The organism is Kribbella qitaiheensis (assembly GCF_014217565.1).
GTDB classification, from domain to species: domain Bacteria; phylum Actinomycetota; class Actinomycetes; order Propionibacteriales; family Kribbellaceae; genus Kribbella; species Kribbella qitaiheensis_A.
In genome coordinates, this window is the sequence record NZ_CP043661.1 from 4,611,190 (window position 1) to 4,627,535 (window position 16,346).

At 67.6% G+C, this 16,346-nt stretch carries 18 protein-coding genes, 1 tRNA gene and 2 pseudogenes; 8 read left to right on the plus strand and 13 right to left on the minus strand.

The genetic code is table 11. The features are described from left to right. Positions 1-19: 19 nt before the first annotated feature. The 3 genes from F1D05_RS21760 to F1D05_RS21770 all read right to left on the minus strand — a co-directional run bounded on the left by F1D05_RS21760 (position 20) and on the right by F1D05_RS21770 (position 2,303). A complete protein-coding gene (locus F1D05_RS21760; protein WP_185441989.1) occupies positions 20-997 on the minus strand; it encodes an NAD(P)H-quinone oxidoreductase in 978 nt (325 codons plus the stop codon). 116 nt (positions 998-1,113) lie between these two features. Further along, positions 1,114-1,683: a molybdenum cofactor guanylyltransferase gene (gene mobA / locus F1D05_RS21765; RefSeq protein WP_343066499.1), complete on the minus strand. Its 570-nt coding sequence runs from the start codon at positions 1,681-1,683 to the stop codon at positions 1,114-1,116. A 248-nt stretch (positions 1,684-1,931) separates the two neighbouring features. Continuing rightward, the gene (locus tag F1D05_RS21770) at positions 1,932-2,303 is read right to left on the minus strand and encodes a MerR family transcriptional regulator (protein WP_185441990.1); all 372 of its coding nucleotides are present in this window, start codon (positions 2,301-2,303) and stop codon (positions 1,932-1,934) included. A 47-nt stretch (positions 2,304-2,350) separates the two neighbouring features. On the opposite strand from F1D05_RS21770, the pseudogene F1D05_RS42055 reads away from it, so the two are divergent. The 6 genes and pseudogenes from F1D05_RS42055 to F1D05_RS21795 all read left to right on the plus strand — a co-directional run. After that, positions 2,351-2,872 (plus strand): annotated as a pseudogene (locus F1D05_RS42055) (nitrilase-related carbon-nitrogen hydrolase); the annotation flags it as partial. Beyond that, positions 2,856-3,161: a nitrilase-related carbon-nitrogen hydrolase gene (locus F1D05_RS42060; protein WP_281388703.1), complete on the plus strand. Its 306-nt coding sequence runs from the start codon at positions 2,856-2,858 to the stop codon at positions 3,159-3,161. The pseudogene F1D05_RS42055 and the gene F1D05_RS42060, both read left to right, overlap by 17 nt. 129 nt (positions 3,162-3,290) lie before the next feature. Then, on the plus strand, positions 3,291-4,319 hold the full coding sequence (cobC, locus tag F1D05_RS21780; RefSeq protein ID WP_185441991.1) for an Rv2231c family pyridoxal phosphate-dependent protein CobC: 1,029 nt from the start codon (positions 3,291-3,293) through the stop codon (positions 4,317-4,319). 105 nt (positions 4,320-4,424) lie between these two features. Continuing rightward, positions 4,425-4,961 (plus strand): BatC protein, encoded by a 537-nt coding sequence (locus F1D05_RS21785; RefSeq protein WP_185441992.1) that lies wholly within the window; start codon positions 4,425-4,427, stop codon positions 4,959-4,961. Beyond that, positions 4,958-6,226 carry a cupin domain-containing protein gene (locus F1D05_RS21790; protein WP_246485845.1) on the plus strand — a complete coding sequence of 423 codons (1,269 nt, stop codon included), beginning with the start codon at positions 4,958-4,960 and terminating at the stop codon, positions 6,224-6,226. Before F1D05_RS21785 ends, F1D05_RS21790 begins: the two co-directional genes overlap by 4 nt. 15 nt (positions 6,227-6,241) lie before the next feature. Next, positions 6,242-7,147: a sucrase ferredoxin gene (locus tag F1D05_RS21795; RefSeq protein WP_185441993.1), complete on the plus strand. Its 906-nt coding sequence runs from the start codon at positions 6,242-6,244 to the stop codon at positions 7,145-7,147. Here F1D05_RS21795 and F1D05_RS21800 read toward each other — a convergent pair. The 5 genes and pseudogenes from F1D05_RS21800 to F1D05_RS21815 form a co-directional block, all read right to left on the minus strand. Further along, the gene (locus F1D05_RS21800) at positions 7,133-7,414 is read right to left on the minus strand and encodes a gamma carbonic anhydrase family protein (protein ID WP_246485846.1); all 282 of its coding nucleotides are present in this window, start codon (positions 7,412-7,414) and stop codon (positions 7,133-7,135) included. The two genes, F1D05_RS21795 and F1D05_RS21800, sit on opposite strands and share 15 nt — an antisense overlap. Before the next feature lie 322 nt (positions 7,415-7,736). Then, on the minus strand, positions 7,737-8,984 hold the full coding sequence (locus F1D05_RS21805) for an MFS transporter (RefSeq protein ID WP_246485847.1): 1,248 nt from the start codon (positions 8,982-8,984) through the stop codon (positions 7,737-7,739). 14 nt (positions 8,985-8,998) lie between these two features. After that, on the minus strand, positions 8,999-9,604 hold the full coding sequence (locus F1D05_RS42065) for an MFS transporter (protein ID WP_206685790.1): 606 nt from the start codon (positions 9,602-9,604) through the stop codon (positions 8,999-9,001). Between the two features lie 121 nt (positions 9,605-9,725). Next, positions 9,726-10,229 (minus strand): annotated as a pseudogene (locus F1D05_RS43070) (MFS transporter); the annotation flags it as partial. Positions 10,230-10,476: 247 nt separating this feature from the next. Next, positions 10,477-11,397 (minus strand): AEC family transporter, encoded by a 921-nt coding sequence (locus F1D05_RS21815; RefSeq protein WP_185441994.1) that lies wholly within the window; start codon positions 11,395-11,397, stop codon positions 10,477-10,479. Between the two features lie 181 nt (positions 11,398-11,578). Here F1D05_RS21815 and F1D05_RS21820 point away from each other — a divergent pair. After that, a tRNA-Ser gene (locus tag F1D05_RS21820) sits at positions 11,579-11,670 on the plus strand. Positions 11,671-11,803: 133 nt separating this feature from the next. On the opposite strand, the gene F1D05_RS21825 is transcribed toward F1D05_RS21820, so the two are convergent. From F1D05_RS21825 to argG, 4 genes are all read right to left on the minus strand, one after another. Then, positions 11,804-12,214, minus strand: coding sequence for a VOC family protein (locus F1D05_RS21825; protein WP_185441995.1), 411 nt, complete (start codon positions 12,212-12,214; stop codon positions 11,804-11,806). 5 nt (positions 12,215-12,219) lie between these two features. Further along, positions 12,220-12,648, minus strand: a complete 429-nt coding sequence (locus F1D05_RS21830) for a helix-turn-helix transcriptional regulator (protein ID WP_246485848.1) — start codon at positions 12,646-12,648, stop codon at positions 12,220-12,222. A 26-nt stretch (positions 12,649-12,674) separates the two neighbouring features. Beyond that, positions 12,675-12,884, minus strand: coding sequence for an HTH domain-containing protein (locus F1D05_RS21835; RefSeq protein WP_185441996.1), 210 nt, complete (start codon positions 12,882-12,884; stop codon positions 12,675-12,677). 63 nt (positions 12,885-12,947) lie between these two features. Further along, positions 12,948-14,387 (minus strand): argininosuccinate synthase, encoded by a 1,440-nt coding sequence (gene argG, locus F1D05_RS21840; RefSeq protein ID WP_185441997.1) that lies wholly within the window; start codon positions 14,385-14,387, stop codon positions 12,948-12,950. Between the two features lie 116 nt (positions 14,388-14,503). Between argG and F1D05_RS21845 the strand changes: the two genes are divergently transcribed. Beyond that, positions 14,504-15,055 (plus strand): dihydrofolate reductase family protein, encoded by a 552-nt coding sequence (locus F1D05_RS21845; protein ID WP_185441998.1) that lies wholly within the window; start codon positions 14,504-14,506, stop codon positions 15,053-15,055. Positions 15,056-15,228: 173 nt separating this feature from the next. On the opposite strand, the gene trpD is transcribed toward F1D05_RS21845, so the two are convergent. Then, positions 15,229-16,284, minus strand: a complete 1,056-nt coding sequence (gene trpD / locus F1D05_RS21850; RefSeq protein ID WP_185441999.1) for an anthranilate phosphoribosyltransferase — start codon at positions 16,282-16,284, stop codon at positions 15,229-15,231. Between the last annotated feature and the right edge of the window lie 62 nt (positions 16,285-16,346).

Here is a 16,346-nt window from a genome sequence, read left to right on the forward strand (position 1 = left end):
GCCCGCAGTACGGGGGTCTTCAGAGGGTGAGGAGGACCTTGCCGATCTGGGTGGATTGTTCGAGGGTCTCGTGGGCCTGGGCGACGGCGTCCAGGGGGAAGGTGCGGTGGACGATCGGGCGGACCTTCTTCGCGGCGACCAGCGGCCACACGTGGCCGACCACCTCGGCGAGGATGCGGCCCTTGTCCTCGACCGACCGGACCCGTAGCCCGGCCCCGGTGATGGAGCCGCGCCGGCTCATCAACCGGCCGAGGTCGATCTCGCCGCGGGTGCCGCCCTGCATGCCGATCACGACCAGGCGGCCGTCGTAGGCGAGCGTCTTCACGTTGTCCGACAGGTACTTCGCGCCCATGATGTCGAGGATGACGTCGGCGCCGGCCTTGTTCGTCGCCTCGTTCACCACCGACGCCCACTCGGCGTCCTTGTAGTTGATCGCGACGTCGGCACCGAGCCGCGTACAGAAATCCATCTTGTCCGTACTTCCGACCGTGCAAATCACCCGGGCACCATGCGCGACACCCAACTGGATCGCCATCGTGCCGATCCCCGACGCGCCGCCGTGGACGAGCAGCGTCTCGCCTTCCTTCAGGTGCGCCGTCATGAAGATGTTCGACCACACCGTCGCCACCACCTCGGGCAGCGCCGCCGCACTCACGAGGTCGATACCTTCCGGCACGGGCATCACCTGCGGAGCCGGTACTACAACCTTCTCGGCATATCCACCACCCGCGAGCAACGCGCAGCACTCGTCACCGATCGACCAGTCCTCGACCGCGGAGCCGACCGCGGAGATCGTGCCGGACACCTCGAGCCCGATCGTCCCGGGCGCACCGGGCGGCGGCGGGTAGTTCCCTTGCCGCTGCAGCAGATCGGCCCGGTTGACCCCGGCCGCAACCACGTCGATGACAACCTCGTCCACCGCCGGCGTCGGATCCGGGATCTCGCCGACCCGCAGCACCTCGACCCCACCGGCCCCATCACACACGACAGCTCGCATGACCCCCACCGTACCGGCCCCTTGCGCACCTCACCGCCCCAAGCGAGCGGCTACTCCACTGATCACGCCCCTCCTGAGGTCGCGTGTTTCAGGGCGTGTCCGGTGGGTGAGTGTTCTCAGGGCCTCGCCGGTGGGGTGAGGTCGGCCCAGGTGTCGGCGTCGTCGGCGGTGGAGGTCGGCTCGCTCCAGCTCAGGTCGAGCCCGGCGAACAACCGTCGTACCGACTGGTTGCGCGGATCACCGAGCGCTTCGACCGCGGCGCTCAACGCAGTACGCCGGTACGCGGCCGCGAGCCACTGCTCTCGCCCACCGCTGTCCCGCAGCCCGTACCCGTCATGCTCGCCCACTCCCGCGACCAGACTCGCCACCGCTGCCTCCGTCAACCACGGCAGATCACACGAAACCACCACAACCACAGCCGCTTCGCCATTCCCCAGCCCCGCGGCGATCCCCGCAACAGGCCCACCAGCAGGCGGTTCCTCAACCGCCCAGTCAACCTCCCGGCAAACCTCCCGCCCAGGACCCACCACCACCGTCGAGCTCGCCAGATTAGTTGCCCTCAGCACCCGATCCAGCAGCGTGACTCCATCCACCCGCACCAACGCCTTGTCCACACCCCCGAACCGCGCAGACGCACCCCCCGCCAACACCACCACATCGAACTCCACCCCCACAGTCTCCCCCACCAACCCCCGCGCGCTGCGGTTTGGTGCGGGTGTCAGTCCGTTGGCATCAAGGCTGTTCGTCGGGCGGTCATCTGTTGGAGGTCTTCAGCGGAGAGGGCTTCGGTTGCCTTGCGGCGGCTTTCGGTGGCGGCTTCGAGCTCCGCCGGGGTCATCGCCTCCCCGCAGTGCCCGGCGGCGTTCGTTCAAGTCGTCGAATTCTTCTCGCGTCAGTGCACGCGTCATCGCGGTCATCCCTTCGATCAGTTCGATCAACTTCTCCGTCGACGGTTCCGTCGCCTGGTCGAGGCCGTCGAGAACACCGAGCAACGTCCGCCGCAGCCGGTTCGCCGTCGCGAGTTGCTCGTCCACTTGTTCCAGCTGCCGCCGGACGAGCTCCCGCGGGTCGCCGAGTTCGCCGTCCAGCACCTGACCGATCTCGGCAGCGTCAGCCCGAATCCGCGCAGCGCGACGACCCGATGCAACCGGCGTACGTCGGCGCCGGAGTACAGGCGATGCCCCGCACCACTGCACCGTATTGGCTGCAGCAGCCCGATCGCGTCGTAGTGATGCAGCGACCGCATGCTGACCCCGGTCGCCTTGGCCAGCTCGCCGATCCGCCAGGTCCTGTCGTCGGTGTTCATGCTTGACGCTAGGACCTGACATCGCGTCAGGTTCAAGTACTGCGCGGATGCGGCACCATGGAGAGGTGAAGATCGCCGTGATCCAGACCGCCAGTACGCAGGACAAGGCCGCGAACCGCGACCTCCTGATCCAGCTCGTCGCCGACGCCGCGCGGGACGAACCTGACCTGGTCGTCCTGCCCGAGGCGATGATGGCGGACTTCGCCGCGGACGGCGGATCGGTCGGGCCGTTGGCCGAACCGCTGGACGGCGAGTTCGTCAGCGCGCTCCGGAAGAGCGCGGCCGAACACGGTACGGCGATCGTCGCGGGCATGTTCGAGCGCAGTTGTGACGAAGCGCGGCCGTACAACACGCTTCTCGCGGTCGGCGCCGATGGCGAACTGCTCGGCGCTTATCGCAAGATCCACCTGTACGACGCGTTCGGATACCGCGAATCGGACCAGTTGACCCCGGGCGACGTCGCGCCGGTGGTGGTCCGGATCGCGGGTCACAAGGTCGGCCTGATGACTTGCTACGACCTACGTTTTCCGGAGTTGTCGAGGGCGCTGGTCGATGCGGGCGCCGAGATCCTCGCAGTACCGGCGGCCTGGGTGCGCGGTCCGCTCAAGGAGCACCACTGGACCACCCTGCTCACGGCCCCGCGCGATCGAGAACACCTGTTACGTCGCCGCGGCCGCCCAGAACGGCAAGAAGTACTCCGGTCTGAGCCAGGTGATCGACCCACAGGGCATCGCGATCGCCGCGGTCGGCGAGGCCGATGGACACGCCGTCGCCGAGATCTCCGCCGACCGCCTCGCCAAGATCCGCACCCAGAACCCCTCCCTCCAAAACCGCCGCTACACGGTCACCCCCCGCTGACCCCACCTCACGCCACCCATCAGCACCCCGGCCCGATCCGACCTCGTCGATCGCGGCCCCCGGACCCACCAACGCCCCGCCGGTACTCGGTCGCACGGAGTGTGGTGGGCGGGTTAGCCTCCTGGGGTGATGGATCGCCTGGATGGGTTCGACCTGGAGCACCACGGTGATCTCGAGGTCGGGGGTGGGCTGGTCGACCTCGCGGTGAATGTGAGGGCCGGTACGCCGCCGCCCTGGTTGCTCGACGAGATCAGCGCCGGCCTGACCGACCTCGCGTCGTACCCGCGTCAGGACGCGGCCCTCGCCGCGATCGCCGCCCGCCACGGCTGCGCGCCCGAGCAGATCCTGCTGACCGCCGGCGCCGCCGAAGCGTTCGTCCTGATCGCCCGCGCCTTCCGCCCGAAGCACCCGGTCGTCGTGCATCCCCAGTTCACCGAGCCGGAGGCGGCGCTCAGATCGGCCGGTCACCTGGTCGACCGGGTCGTACTGCGCCCCGAGGACGGTTTCGTGTTCGACCCTGGCGCGGTTCCGGCGGACGCCGACCTGGTGGTGATCGGCAATCCCACCAACCCGACCTCCGTCCTGCACCCCGCCGACGACCTCCGCGAACTCGCGCGCCCCGACCGGATCCTCGTCGTCGACGAAGCCTTCATGGACGCCGTACCGGGTGAGCCCGAGTCGCTGGTCGGAGCGTCGATTCCGGGTCTGGTGGTGATCCGCAGCCTGACGAAGACCTGGGGGCTGGCCGGGCTCCGGATCGGCTACGTCATCGCCGCTGCCGGGTTGATCGAGCAGCTCGCCGCAGTACAGCCGCACTGGCCGGTGTCCACTCCTGCTCTGGCTGCGGCAATTGCTTGCAGCAACGAACGCGCAATGGCCGAATCGGCTCAGGCCGCGCTCGATCTGGACCGCCAGCGAGCTCACCTGCTGGCTGGTCTCGGCGCCGACGTTCGCACGTACGGCGTACCGCGGGGGCCGTTCGTGCTCGTTCGGGTGGAGGGGGCGGCGGCGATCCGGGAAGCGTTGCGGGAGCAGGGTTATGCGGTCCGGCGAGGGGACACGTTTCCGGGGCTCGGGCCGGATTGGCTGCGGATCGCAGTACGGCCCGAGACGGTCACGGACGGGTTCCTGAAGGTGTGGCGGGACGTGCTCGGCTGATCGCTGCTCAAACGAGTGGTTGCTGTAACTCCCGAGAGGGTTTAGCCCGGGTCTACTTTGCGCACAGGGGGTAGACCGAAAGCACATCTCGAAGGGAGCAGCATCATGGGCCTCGAAGGCGATGACATCACCACCTCGTCCGGCGACGGTGAAGGCTTGGCCGACGGCGGCGCGACACCTGGTGCGCACGACGGCGGTGCCGATGGCGGCTCTGACGGCGGAGCGGACTACGGCAACCCGGGTTCGGGCAACGAAGGACCTGCCGACGGCGGGGCAGCGGCCGGTGCCACCGATGGTGGAGCTGATGGCGGCGCGGAGGGCCCCGCGGACGGCGGTGCTTCGTCTGGCACGAGCGATGGCGGTGCCGACGGTGGTGCGGAAGGTCCCGCGGACGGTGGCGCCTCGTCCGGTGTGAGCGACGGCGGCGCGGATGGCGGTGCCGACAGTGGTGCCGGCAGCGACGGCAATGCCGGTTCTGAAGGACCTGCGGACGGCGGTGCATCGTCCGGGACGAGCGATGGCGGCGCTGACGGTGGTGCCGGTGGCGGTGGCGGCGAGGGACCTGCTGACGGCGGCGCCGATCCCAGTGCGACCGATGGTGGAGCCGACGGCGGTGCGACCGGGAGCTCCGGAAGTTGGTGACGCTCCAGCCGGAGGCCGGGCAGCTATCGGACGGGCAGCTGCCGTCGGAGCGGTGCCCGGCTCTCCGGCGTTGCGTGACGGGCGACCTCGAACAGTTCGCCAGCAGCTACTGGGGGAGCCAAGCTCTGCTTTCGCCTGCGCCGGATCTTCCGCCCGGCGGCTTCGCTGATCTGTTCAGCCTGGCCACGGCCGATGAGCTGCTGTCGAGCCGAGGACTCCGTACACCGTTCCTGCGGATCGCCAAAGACGGCACGGTTGTCGGCGACAGCCAGTTCACCGGGGCTGCTGGAGTCGGTGCGGAGATCGGCGACCAGATCCGCGACGACAAGGTCGCTGCGCTCTTCGCCGGTGGGCACACTGTGGTTCTGCAAGCGCTGCACCGGACTTGGCCGCCGCTGGTCGACTTCGCGACGCAACTGTCGGTCGAGGCCGGCCACCCTGTGCAGATCAACGCGTACATCACACCGCCGGAGTCGCAGGGCTTCTCGGCGCACTACGACGTACATGACGTCTTCGTACTGCAAGTAGCCGGCGAGAAGCACTGGACCGTCCACGCTCCGGTCCATGTGGACCCGCTGCGCAACCAGCCGTGGACGGACCATTCCGCAGCAGTTGCAGCCGCCGCGCGCGATCAGGAACCAGTAGTAGATGCAGTACTGCGCCCTGGCGACGCCCTGTATGTACCGCGCGGATTCCTGCACTCGGCCAAAGCCCTTGGCGGAGTGAGTGCGCACCTGACGGTCGGAATGCACACGCTGACGCGGTACCTCCTCGTGCAGGAGCTGGCCGCGCTCGCCGCGAACCAGGTCGACCTGCGGACTGCCTTGCCGCTCGGGTTCGACCCGGGTGATCCGGCTCAGGTCGCACAGCAGTTGGATAAGGTGGTGCCACTGCTGGCCGAGCAGATCCGATCAACCTCCGCCGAAGATCTCGCAGTACGCCTGCGTCGCCGTACGTGGTCCGGCAACCGTCCGGCGCCACTAGGCCCGCTCGCCCACGCGGCAGCCATTTCTTCGCTTGCTATCGGTACTACGATTCGCCTGCGCGCGGGTCTGCGGTATCGGCTGGTGCCAGGCGATCCCGTGCTCTTGCAGCTCTCCGATCGCACCATCTCGTTGCCTGCAGCAACCAATGAGGCGGTGGCGAGGATCTGCTCGGGCGACGAGGTTCGGGTCGGTGACCTGCCGGGGTTGGATGAGGCCGACCAGTTGGTCGTCGTTCGACGGTTGATGACCGAGGCAGTCGTTGTCGCGAGCGCGCACTGAGTACCGTGGGATGCCGTGACTGAGTCGAGGTACCAGCCGGACACCGGCTGCGCGGCGACGGCTGAACAACGCGGCGACCTCCTGATGGCCACGGCCCCACCCGCCGAACGCTGGCTCCTGATCGAAAGCCGCCTCCCCTGGCCCCGCGACGCCCTCAGCGTCCTCGGGGCGTCGGGTGGTGGGTTGGGGGTGGAGGTTGCGCGGTTGTGTCGGGAGGCGCGGGTACGGCCGGTGCTGATCCGGCGGTACGGGCGGATCGATCGGACTGTTCCCCGGCGCTGGGCGATGGTCGACAGCCGTCCAGGGCAGGAGTCGGTCCGCTGGGGTGAATTGTCGACGGATGAGCAACTGCTCGACGTGTTGTCCGGCCAAATCGAGGGTGAGCCGAGCACCGAACCGATCTACCTCGTCTGCACCCACGGGCGCCATGACGCCTGCTGTGCCGTCCGCGGACGTCCGGTAGCCGCAGCCCTCGCCGCGGCCTATCCAGACCGGACCTGGGAGTGCAGCCATGTCGGTGGAGATCGCTTCGCCGCGAACATCGTGCTCCTGCCGCACAGCCTCTTCTACGGCCACGTGCAGCAGTCGCAGGCGGTCGACTTGGCCAAGCAGTACGACGAAGGCGTTGTCGTCCCCGAGTACTACCGCGGCTCAGGCGCTGTCTCTGCTCCGGTCCAGGCCGCGCAGCACTTCGCCAGAACTGTCGGCCATTCCCAGGCCGTCGCGGCTCTGCGTCCGATCAACGTCCGGCAATCAGCCCCCACCCGTTGGCAGGTCACTCTCGCTGGTCCTGACAGCCGTCCCTTCCTGGTTGAGGTAGCCGCTCACACCGTCACCATCGACGCCCGGATGACCTGCGCTGCCCAACCGCCAGGCCACATCCGCCAGTACACCTTGGAATCACCGCTACCCCGTGCCTGACGTAGCGCCGTTCACGTGTGCGTGTGGACCGACCAGTACCGCGTCGCCGATGAGTGCTGGATGATCGGCCCGGCCGCGCACCAGGGCGTTCTCCATCACCACACTGTTCTCTCCGAGGTGGACCTCGCCGTTCTCCGCGGTCAGTACGGCGCCGTGCAACACCCTGCTGCCTTCGCCGAGCACAACTGCTCCGCAGAGCACTGCCGACGGCGCCACATAGGCGGAGTCCGGCACGACCGGTCGCCGGCCGCGATGTTCGTAAAGCATCGGCACTTCCTCTCGTCCCGCGTCACCTCGACCTTCCTGGTAGTCAGTTCTACAGTCGCCAAACGGTTCCCACAGCCCGGGCCCTCACTGCCCGGGCGGCCATCGTCCGCATCGGCCGTCCACATCTTGGTGGGAGGTTCGGCCGGGAGGACGAAGGTATGGGGTGGGAAGCGATGGATCCGCGAGCTACGAAATGGACATTAGAACATCTGTTCGAGCGATGCAAGAATCTCTGACAAGTCAGTCTGTCGCGTCTCGGCAGCCCGCTGGAAGGACGATCGAGACACCCTGCGGAGACGAAGTACCCCCGACTCGGACGGTACTAGTCGCGACGGACAGCCGCGTCGGGGAGAACCCGCTCGAGCGCGACGATCGTGCCCACCGCGACCAGCGCCAGGACCGAGATCGCCAGCCACGGGAATTCACGCCGTACCTCGAACAACTGGGCGAAGAACCCGGGCGCCAGCACGCTCGCGAAGGTGAAGGAGTACTGCCAGTACGACAGGTACTTCCCATGACCCACCTTCGGCGCAACGGCGGCTGCCAGTGCATTGCCCGTCGCCGCATGCAGCACATCAGCGCCGGCAAACACCACAGTCGCCAACACCAGACCAGGCACCACCAGCCCAGCCGGGAGGTGGAGCAGCCCAGCCATCAGGACTCCCCAGACTGCCCACAACAGTCCAGCCAGTACCAGCACGTGCGTCTTCCGCCGCTTCTCGGTGTGCCGTACCACCAGCGTCTGCCCAGTCGCCAGCACCACAGAGATCGCAGCAAGCAGGACGCCGACCATCCACTTCGGGGCCGGCAGAGCTTCGCTGACGTAGACCGGTAGTCCGACTCCCATCACCATCGTGCAAAGCGCGAGGATGGTGTTCGCCCCGATCAGTACCAGGAACGCCTTGTCCTTGCGGAGTAAGGGGGCGGCGCCACCCGCGTCCGCGGCCGCAGTACGGGAGTGTGCGACGTGCAGCCGCAGTAGTAGGACTCCGGCGATGAAGAAGGTGACAGCGTTCGCCGCCATCGCGATCAGGAACGGCCGGTCGCCGTGGAAGCTTAGCAGCACGCCTGCCGCGAGCGCGCCTAGCCCGAAGCCCGCCGCTTGCATCATCCCGCCGAACCCGAACCACCTGTCCTGGTCACCCGGATCGGAGACATCCGTCAGCAGGCTGAAGATCGCCGACCAGAACACCCGCTGCCCGATCGTTGTGACCAGCGCGCAGAGGAAGAGCAGCCACAGTGAACGGCCGAAGAAGAAGCCGACGAAGGCGAGCCCTTGCGCGAACTGCGCGCCGATCACCAGGTTGCGCGGCCCGACCCGGTCGATCACCACGCCCACCGCCGCGGGTGCGGCGATCGAGAAGAGGGTCGCGACGGTCAACAGCACACCGGCCTTACCGAGCGGGATGTCCGCGACCCGCACGAAGTACAGGAGCAGCAGGGGTCCGGCGCAGCCGCCGCCGAAGGAATCGATCATCAGTGCGGCGAGGAGAGGGAACCGGCCGCGGATGTTCGGCAGGCCGAGGGCCGTGGCTGTGGGCATCAGGCCGAAGACACTAGCAACCACCATCCGGCGGCCCAACCCTATTTAGTGTCTGCTCGCACGGACACGTGCCGTAGCGGCCGCCACGCCACTGCGGTCATCACGACCATCGCTACGAACGCGACCAGGAACGGCGCGACCAGACCGAACCGCTGTGCCAGTACTGCGCCCATCAGCGCTCCCAGCGCGGCACCTCCCACCGACGCGAGCAGGTAGACGCTGTTGACCCTCCCCATCAGCGCTTCGGGCGTGGCGAGCTGCCGCGCGGTGGTCGACACGATGCCCCAGACAACAGCGTGTACGCCGAACACGGCCATCGTCGTACCGGCCACCCAGGGGTTCCGGGTGAGCGCGAGGATCAGATGCACTGCCGTCTCGATCACCAGGCCGGCGCGGAGCAGGGTGAGGCTGCCGATCCGCGGTTCGAGCAGGTGGTACACCGGCATCCCGGCGAGAGCTCCGATCGCACCGGCCGAGATCAGCAGCCCGTACTGCGTATCGGTGAGGCCGAGGCGCTCGCGGGCGTACAGGACCCAGGTCGCGAAGGCGGCGCAGAAGGTGATGTTCATGACCAGGATCGCCCAGGCGAGGGTGCGTACGCCGGAGTGGTTCCAGAGCCAGTGAACCCCTTCCCGGACCTCGGTCAACAGCGGAGTACGGACTGTCGGGACGACTGGCGGCCGACTGGTGACTCGGGAGATCAACGCGGGCCGCCGCGGCGAACGTGATCGCATCCAGGATGAACGGCACGCCATTGCCGAGGGCGAAGAGAAGTGCGCCGATCGGTGGGCCGCCGAGCTGGTGGAAGAGCGGGCCGGTCGCATAGAGCCGGGCGTTTGCTTTACCGAGTTGCGTTTTCGGCACCGTGGTGAAGAGCAGTGCGCCGGCTGCGTTGTCCGCGAGGGTTTCCGCAGTACCGAGCAGGAACAACGTCAGATAGATGGCCCACAACGGCGAATGGTTCAACAGGACGGCGAGTCCGAGCGTGCCGATCACGACGGCGCGAAAGGTGTCGGCGGCAACGATCATCAACCGGCGGTCGAGCCGGTCCACCAGGGCGCCGCTGAACAAGGCGAACAGGAGCCAGGGGAGTTGCTGGACGAAGGCGGCAGCGCCGACCGCGGCCGGTTCGTCGGTGATCGAGGCAACGAGAAGCGGCCCGGCGGCGAGCATCGCACCGTCACCGAGGTTGGAGATGGCCGAGGCGGGCCAGATCTTGCGGAAGTCCGGCCCGAGTTCGGCGGGCAGGACTTTGGACAGAAGAGATCGCATCGGAACTCCACGAGGGCATGACGAAGGACAGGACGGGCGACGTCGCTCGACGCCGCCGGACCGCCCGGTCGATGCCTGTCGTCAGCTGCTGCTGATCAGCGGCCAGACCGGGTGGTGTGGGCCGTGCCCTTCGATGACCTGGACATTGCTTTCACCTCCCGTCTTCGTTAGCAGGCGGGTGATCCGCCTCTGGTCAGAGCCTAGCGGTCCGTCGCGCTGTCGCTTGAGCCATTTTCGCCGCGGGGGATCAGGCGATCAGGGCGGTGACGAGGAGCACGACGGGCACGCTGGCGATGGTGCTGACGAAGATCGCGTCGCGGGCCAGGAGCGCCCCGCGGTTGTAGCGGGAGGCGATGACGAACACGTTCTGCGCCGTCGGCAGCGCGGACAGGACAGTGACGGCGAGTAGTGCGGGAGTGTCGAGGCCGATGATGAAGCGGCCGATCAGGTAGGCCGACATGGGCTGCACCACCATCTTCAGACCCACCACCAGACCGAGCTGCCCAGCGCTGACGCCGCGGCCTGGCAGCGGCCCCAGCCGCAGCGATACGCCGTACGCGAGCAGCATGGACGGCACCGCCATCCCCGCCACCAGCTCCAGCGGGTCGTTCAGTACTTGCGGGAGCCTTACGCCGGACACAGCGAGCGCGAGGCCGAGTGCAGAGCCGACAGTGATGGGGTTCTTGAACGGCCGTGCCAGCACCGCGCCGACCGACAAGCGAGTGGGGCTCACTGCGGCGTCCAGCAGGGTCAGTACGAGCGGCTGCAGGAGCAGGAGTTGCAGTAGGAGCAGCGGAGCGACCAGTGCCGCGTCGCCGAGCACGTACGCCGCGATCGGGAGCCCCAGGTTGCCTGCGTTCGCGTACGCCGCACACTGCGCCGCTACTGTCGTGGTCGCGAGGTCCTGCTTGCGTACTACGGATACGGTGACGATCACCGCCACCGACACCGCCACTGCGCCGGCCAGCGCGACCACGTTCCCGGAGAACACCGCCCCCAGGTCGCTGGACTCGAGCACAGTCAGCAACAGCGCGGGACTAGCCACGAAGAAGGCCAGCGTCGAGAGCGTTTTCTGCCCGGCCTCGTCGATGATCCCGAGGTGCGCGAGCAGGATTCCCAACCCGATCAGCAGGCCGATCGTCGCGAACCCGACGAAGACACCCTGCACCCCCACACACTATGTGCTGACCAACTCGCCCCACCCGCCGGTCCACACCTCGAAACCACCGCAACCGAGTGCGCCGGTCTTGAAAACCGGTACGACGGGCCACCACTATCGCGGCTACTCACCCCGAAAGCGCTATCCTCGACCCTCGGCAGCCGATGTCGTTCTACCGACCCGGCCGCCTGGAGGGTTCGCATAGTGGCCGAGTGCGCTGGTCTTGAAAACCGGTATTGCGGGTGACCGTAATCGTGGGTTCGAATCCCACACCCTCCGCCAGTCCACCTTCGGCACGCCTGGCACCGGCGAGTTCGTAGTGCGGGACGGGAAGGAAGCCACCGTCTGATACCGGCCGGCTCCTGACCAAGCAGTCGGTCAGGAGCTGCCGGTGGACCTCACGCGAAGTCGGGCTTCAGCTGACTTGCTGGATTCGGAGGAGGTTGCCGGCGGGGTCGCGGACGGCGCAGTCGCGGACGCCGTACGGCTGGTCGGTGGGTTCCTGGACGATCTCGACATCGCTGGCCTGGACCTTCTCGAAGGTGCCTTCGAGGTCCTTGGTGGCCAGCAGCATCCCGCCGTACGTGCCCTTGGCCATCATCTCGGTGATGACGCGGCGCTCGTCGTCGGTGATGCCGGGGTCGGCGGCCGGTGGGTGCAGGACGATGGAGGTGCCGGGCTGGCCGACGGGTCCGACCGTGAGCCAGCGCATCCCGTTGTAGCCGACGTCGTTGCGGAGTTCGAAGCCGAGGACGTCGCGATAGAAGGCCAGGGCAGCGTCCGGGTCGTCGTGAGGCAGGAAACTCGCGTGAATGGTGATGTCCATGGCTGTCACGATAGGTGCGCCTCGGGGACCGGCGCTTCTCGATTCCTGATCGGTCTGGTCACCTGTTTCGAGAAGTAAGTCGGCATCCCTTCCGTCGCGGTCCCTACCTCGCGCCGGTAGACGCTCGGCGAGATGCCGACCAGCTCGGTGAATCGGGTGCTGAACGTGCCGAGCGACTGGCATCCGACCGCGAAGCAGACGTCGGTGACGCTGAGGTCACCGCGCCGCAGCAGCGCCATCGCGCGCTCGATCCGGCGGGTCATCAGATAGGCGTACACCGATTCGCCGTACGCGAGCCTGAATTCGCGGCTGAGGTGTCCCGCGGACATGTTGACGCCACGGGCAAGTGCTTCGACGTCCAGCGGCTGCGCGTGCTCCCGGTCGATCCGGTCGCGGACGCGGCGCAGGAGCGCGAGGTCCCGAAGGCTGGTCACCTTTGAAATCGTGCCATGCCGGACCCCTAACAGGCCATCATCTTCTGGATCGCCTGCCGGCTGACGCCCAGTTCGCGGGCGATATCGGACTGGGAAACGCCCTGGTCGAGCAGACTCTGCATCAGATCCCGCCGCTCGACCGCGAACTGCCGGGCCAGCCTGGTGTGATGAATCGCCTGCGCCCGAGCCTCTTTGATCCGCACGACGGTCGCCTCATGCGCGGAAAGATCAGCCATACCTCACACGATGACAACCAGGGGTTGTCAATGTCAACCCCTGGTTGTCAAACCCGTAGGTGTTCAGTCGGTGCCGAATTCCATGGCGGCGCGGTCGAGGAGTTCGTCGTCGGCGTCTACCTCGCCGCGGGAGGCGATCGCGTCGGCGCCACCTTCGGGCATCTCGCCGATCAGGTTGGTGTCGCCGGTGCCGAGGAGCTCAGCGTGGGCGGATCCGATCATGCCCAGCCCGACGTACTGCTCGAGCTTGGCGCGCGAGTCGGCGATGTCCAGGTTCCGCATCGTGAGCTGGCCGATCCGGTCCAGCGGTCCGAAGGCGGAGTCCTCGGTGCGCTCCATCGACAGCTTGTCCGGGTGGTAGCTGAAGGCCGGCCCCGTGGTGTCGAGGATCGAGTAGTCCTCGCCGCGCCGCAGCCGCAGCGTCACCTCGCCGGTGATGGCCGCCCCGACCCACCGCTGCAGCGACTCCCGGAGCATCAGCGACTGCGGGTCGAGCCAGCGCCCCTCGTACATCAACCGCCCGAGCCGCCGGCCGTCGTTGTGGTACGCCGCGACGGTGTCCTCGTTGTGGATCGCGTTCACCAGCCGCTCGTACGCCGAGTGCAGCAGCGCCATCCCGGGCGCCTCATAGATGCCGCGGCTCTTCGCCTCGATGATCCGGTTCTCGATCTGGTCGGACATCCCCAGCCCGTGCCGGCCGCCGATCGCGTTGGCCTCCAGCACCAGGTCGACGGCGTTGGCGAACTCCTTGCCGTTGATCGTCACCGGCCGGCCCCGCTCGAAGCCGATCGTGACGTCCTCGGTCGGGATCTCCACCGACGGGTCCCAGAATTTCACGCCCATGATCGGCTCGACCGTCTCGACGCCGGTGCTGAGCTGCTCCAGCGTCTTCGCCTCGTGGGTCGCGCCCCAGATGTTGGCGTCGGTCGAGTAGGCCTTCTCGGCGCTGTCGCGGTACGGCAGATCGTGGGCGAGCAGCCACTCGCTCATCTCCTGCCGGCCACCGAGTTCGCCGACGAAGGCCGCGTCGAGCCACGGCTTGTAGATCCGCAGGTTCGGGTTGGTCAGCAGCCCGTACCGGTAGAACCGCTCGATGTCATTGCCCTTGAAGGTCGAGCCGTCGCCCCAGATCTGGACGTTGTCCTCGAGCATCGCCCGGACCAGTAGGGTGCCGGTCACGGCGCGGCCCAGCGGGGTGGTGTTGAAATACGCCCGGCCGCCCGAGCGGATGTGGAACGCGCCGCAGGTCAGCGCGGCGAGACCCTCCTCGACCAGCGCCGCCCGGCAGTCGACCAGCCGCGAGATCTCCGCGCCGTACGCCTTGGCGCGACCGGGGACCGACGCGATGTCGGGTTCGTCGTACTGGCCGATGTCGGCGGTGTATGTGCACGGCACAGCGCCCTTGTCGCGCATCCACGCGACCGCTACCGACGTGTCGAGCCCTCCGGAGAAGGCGATGCCGACCCGCTCGCCGACGGGCAGGGATGCGATGACCTTAGACATAGGGATAAGTATGCACTCCACTGCATGATCATGCAACTCACTCACCGATGTCGAGCGCGATGGGCTGGTTCCGACGTCGCAGGGGTAAGGAAGACAGTGAGCAATGGAGGTGGATCGTGCGGGATCTGGTGGTGACGCAGAACATCACGGTGGACGGCGTGATCGAGGCGACCGAGGGGTGGTTCGGTCCTGCCGACGGAGATATGTCGGATCAGTTGGCGGCGGTGAAGGAGCAACGCGAGGCGGCGGACGCGTTCCTGGTCGGGCGGCGCACCTTCGAGGACCTCCGCGGCTACTGGCCGAGCCAGACCGACGACGAGACCGGCATCTCGGCGTACCTCGACGCTGTCGCGAAGTACGTCGTCTCCAGCACGATGCAAGATCCCCAGTGGAAGAACAGCACCGTACTGCGGGATCTCGGTGCCGTCTCCGCGTTGAAGGACCAGCCGGGCAAGGACATCGTCACCACCGGAAGCATCGACCTGGTCCACCAACTCATCGGGGCCGGCCTGGTCGACGAGTTCCGCCTCTTCGTCTACCCGGTGGTCCTGGGTCGCGGCCGACGTCTCTTCCCCGACGACGTGGCCTTGCCGAGGCTCCGCTTGGTCGAGACCAGAGCCTTCAGCTCCGGCGTGACGCTGACTCGCTATCGCACCGATACTCCTTGAATTGGTTTGAAGGCTCTTATCTCTGGCGGCTTCGGCAAAGCGTTGGGAACCAGCTAGTCCTGGTGCCGGGTGCTCTGGTCGTCGTTGTGGACAGCGATGAGCGAGTGCTCTTCCAGCGACGTCAGGACTCGCGACCGGTGTGTTCCAGGCTCGCTAGCCGGCACGGCGACGACTCAGAGCTGGCTGGACGCCGTGATCCAGCGGCGCAGGGTGTTGGCTGCCTGACCTGTGTCGATGGCTTCGGAGCAGCGCGTGTAGTGGGAGGCGAGTTGTTCGGTCAGAGGCGCTGCGCTGAGGGTGGCTGTGGTTAGGGCTGCGGCGGCGTTGAGGAGTACTGCGTCGCGGACGGGGCCTCGTACGCCCGCGAGTAGGCGGTGGAGGATCGCCTCGTTGGTGAAGGGGTCGCCGCCGCGGAGTTGGGATGGGTGCGACAAGGCGAGGCCGAGGTCGCGGGGGTCGAACGTCCTCGGCGTACAGGTGCCTCCGTGGACGATCCAGACTTGAGAATCTCCTGTGGTGGTGAGCTTGTCGAGGCCGTCGTCGCCTCGGACGACCAAGGCCGAGGTTCCTCGGGCGGCGAGGGCTGAGGCGATGACGGGTTGGATGCGCGGGTCGGCCACTCCGACTAGTTGATGCCGCGGTTGGGCTGGGTTGAGCAGTGGGCCGAGGACATTGAAAACAGTCGGCACTGCGAGGTCGCGGCGTACTGCGGCCACGTGGCGCAGAGCCGGGTTGAAGCGTGGGGCGAACAGGTAGGTGATCCCCGCCTCGGCTGCGATCGCGGCGGCACGATCGCCGGGTAGGTCGAGGGGGATGCCTAGGTGCTCGACCAGGTCGGCCGATCCTCCTGTGCTGGACGACGCGGCGCGGCCGCCGTGCTTGACGACTGTGGTCCCGGTCGAGGCGACGACGATCGCGGCCATGGTCGAGAGGTTGACCGCGCCGGTCCCGTCGCCGCCCGTGCCGACGATGTCGACGAACGTTCCCGGGATCGTGACCGGGGACGCGTGCGAGCGCAGTGCGTCGGCTAGTCCACCGAGTTCGGTGGCGGTTTCGCCCTTGGCTCTGAGGGCGATCAGGAATCCGGAGACCTGGGCGGACGTCGCCGTACCGCGGACCAGGTCGTCCATCGCCCAGGTCGCATCCGCCGCGGTGAGATCCCGGCCGGCGAGCAGTGTGGTGATGAGTCCGGACCAGGTGCGTTCCGTCGTACGGAGAATCGTTGCCATCGGCAATCCTCGGGAGTGTGGGTCGCCCCGACGAGGAATGACAACGGCTGCCTCATCGAGGC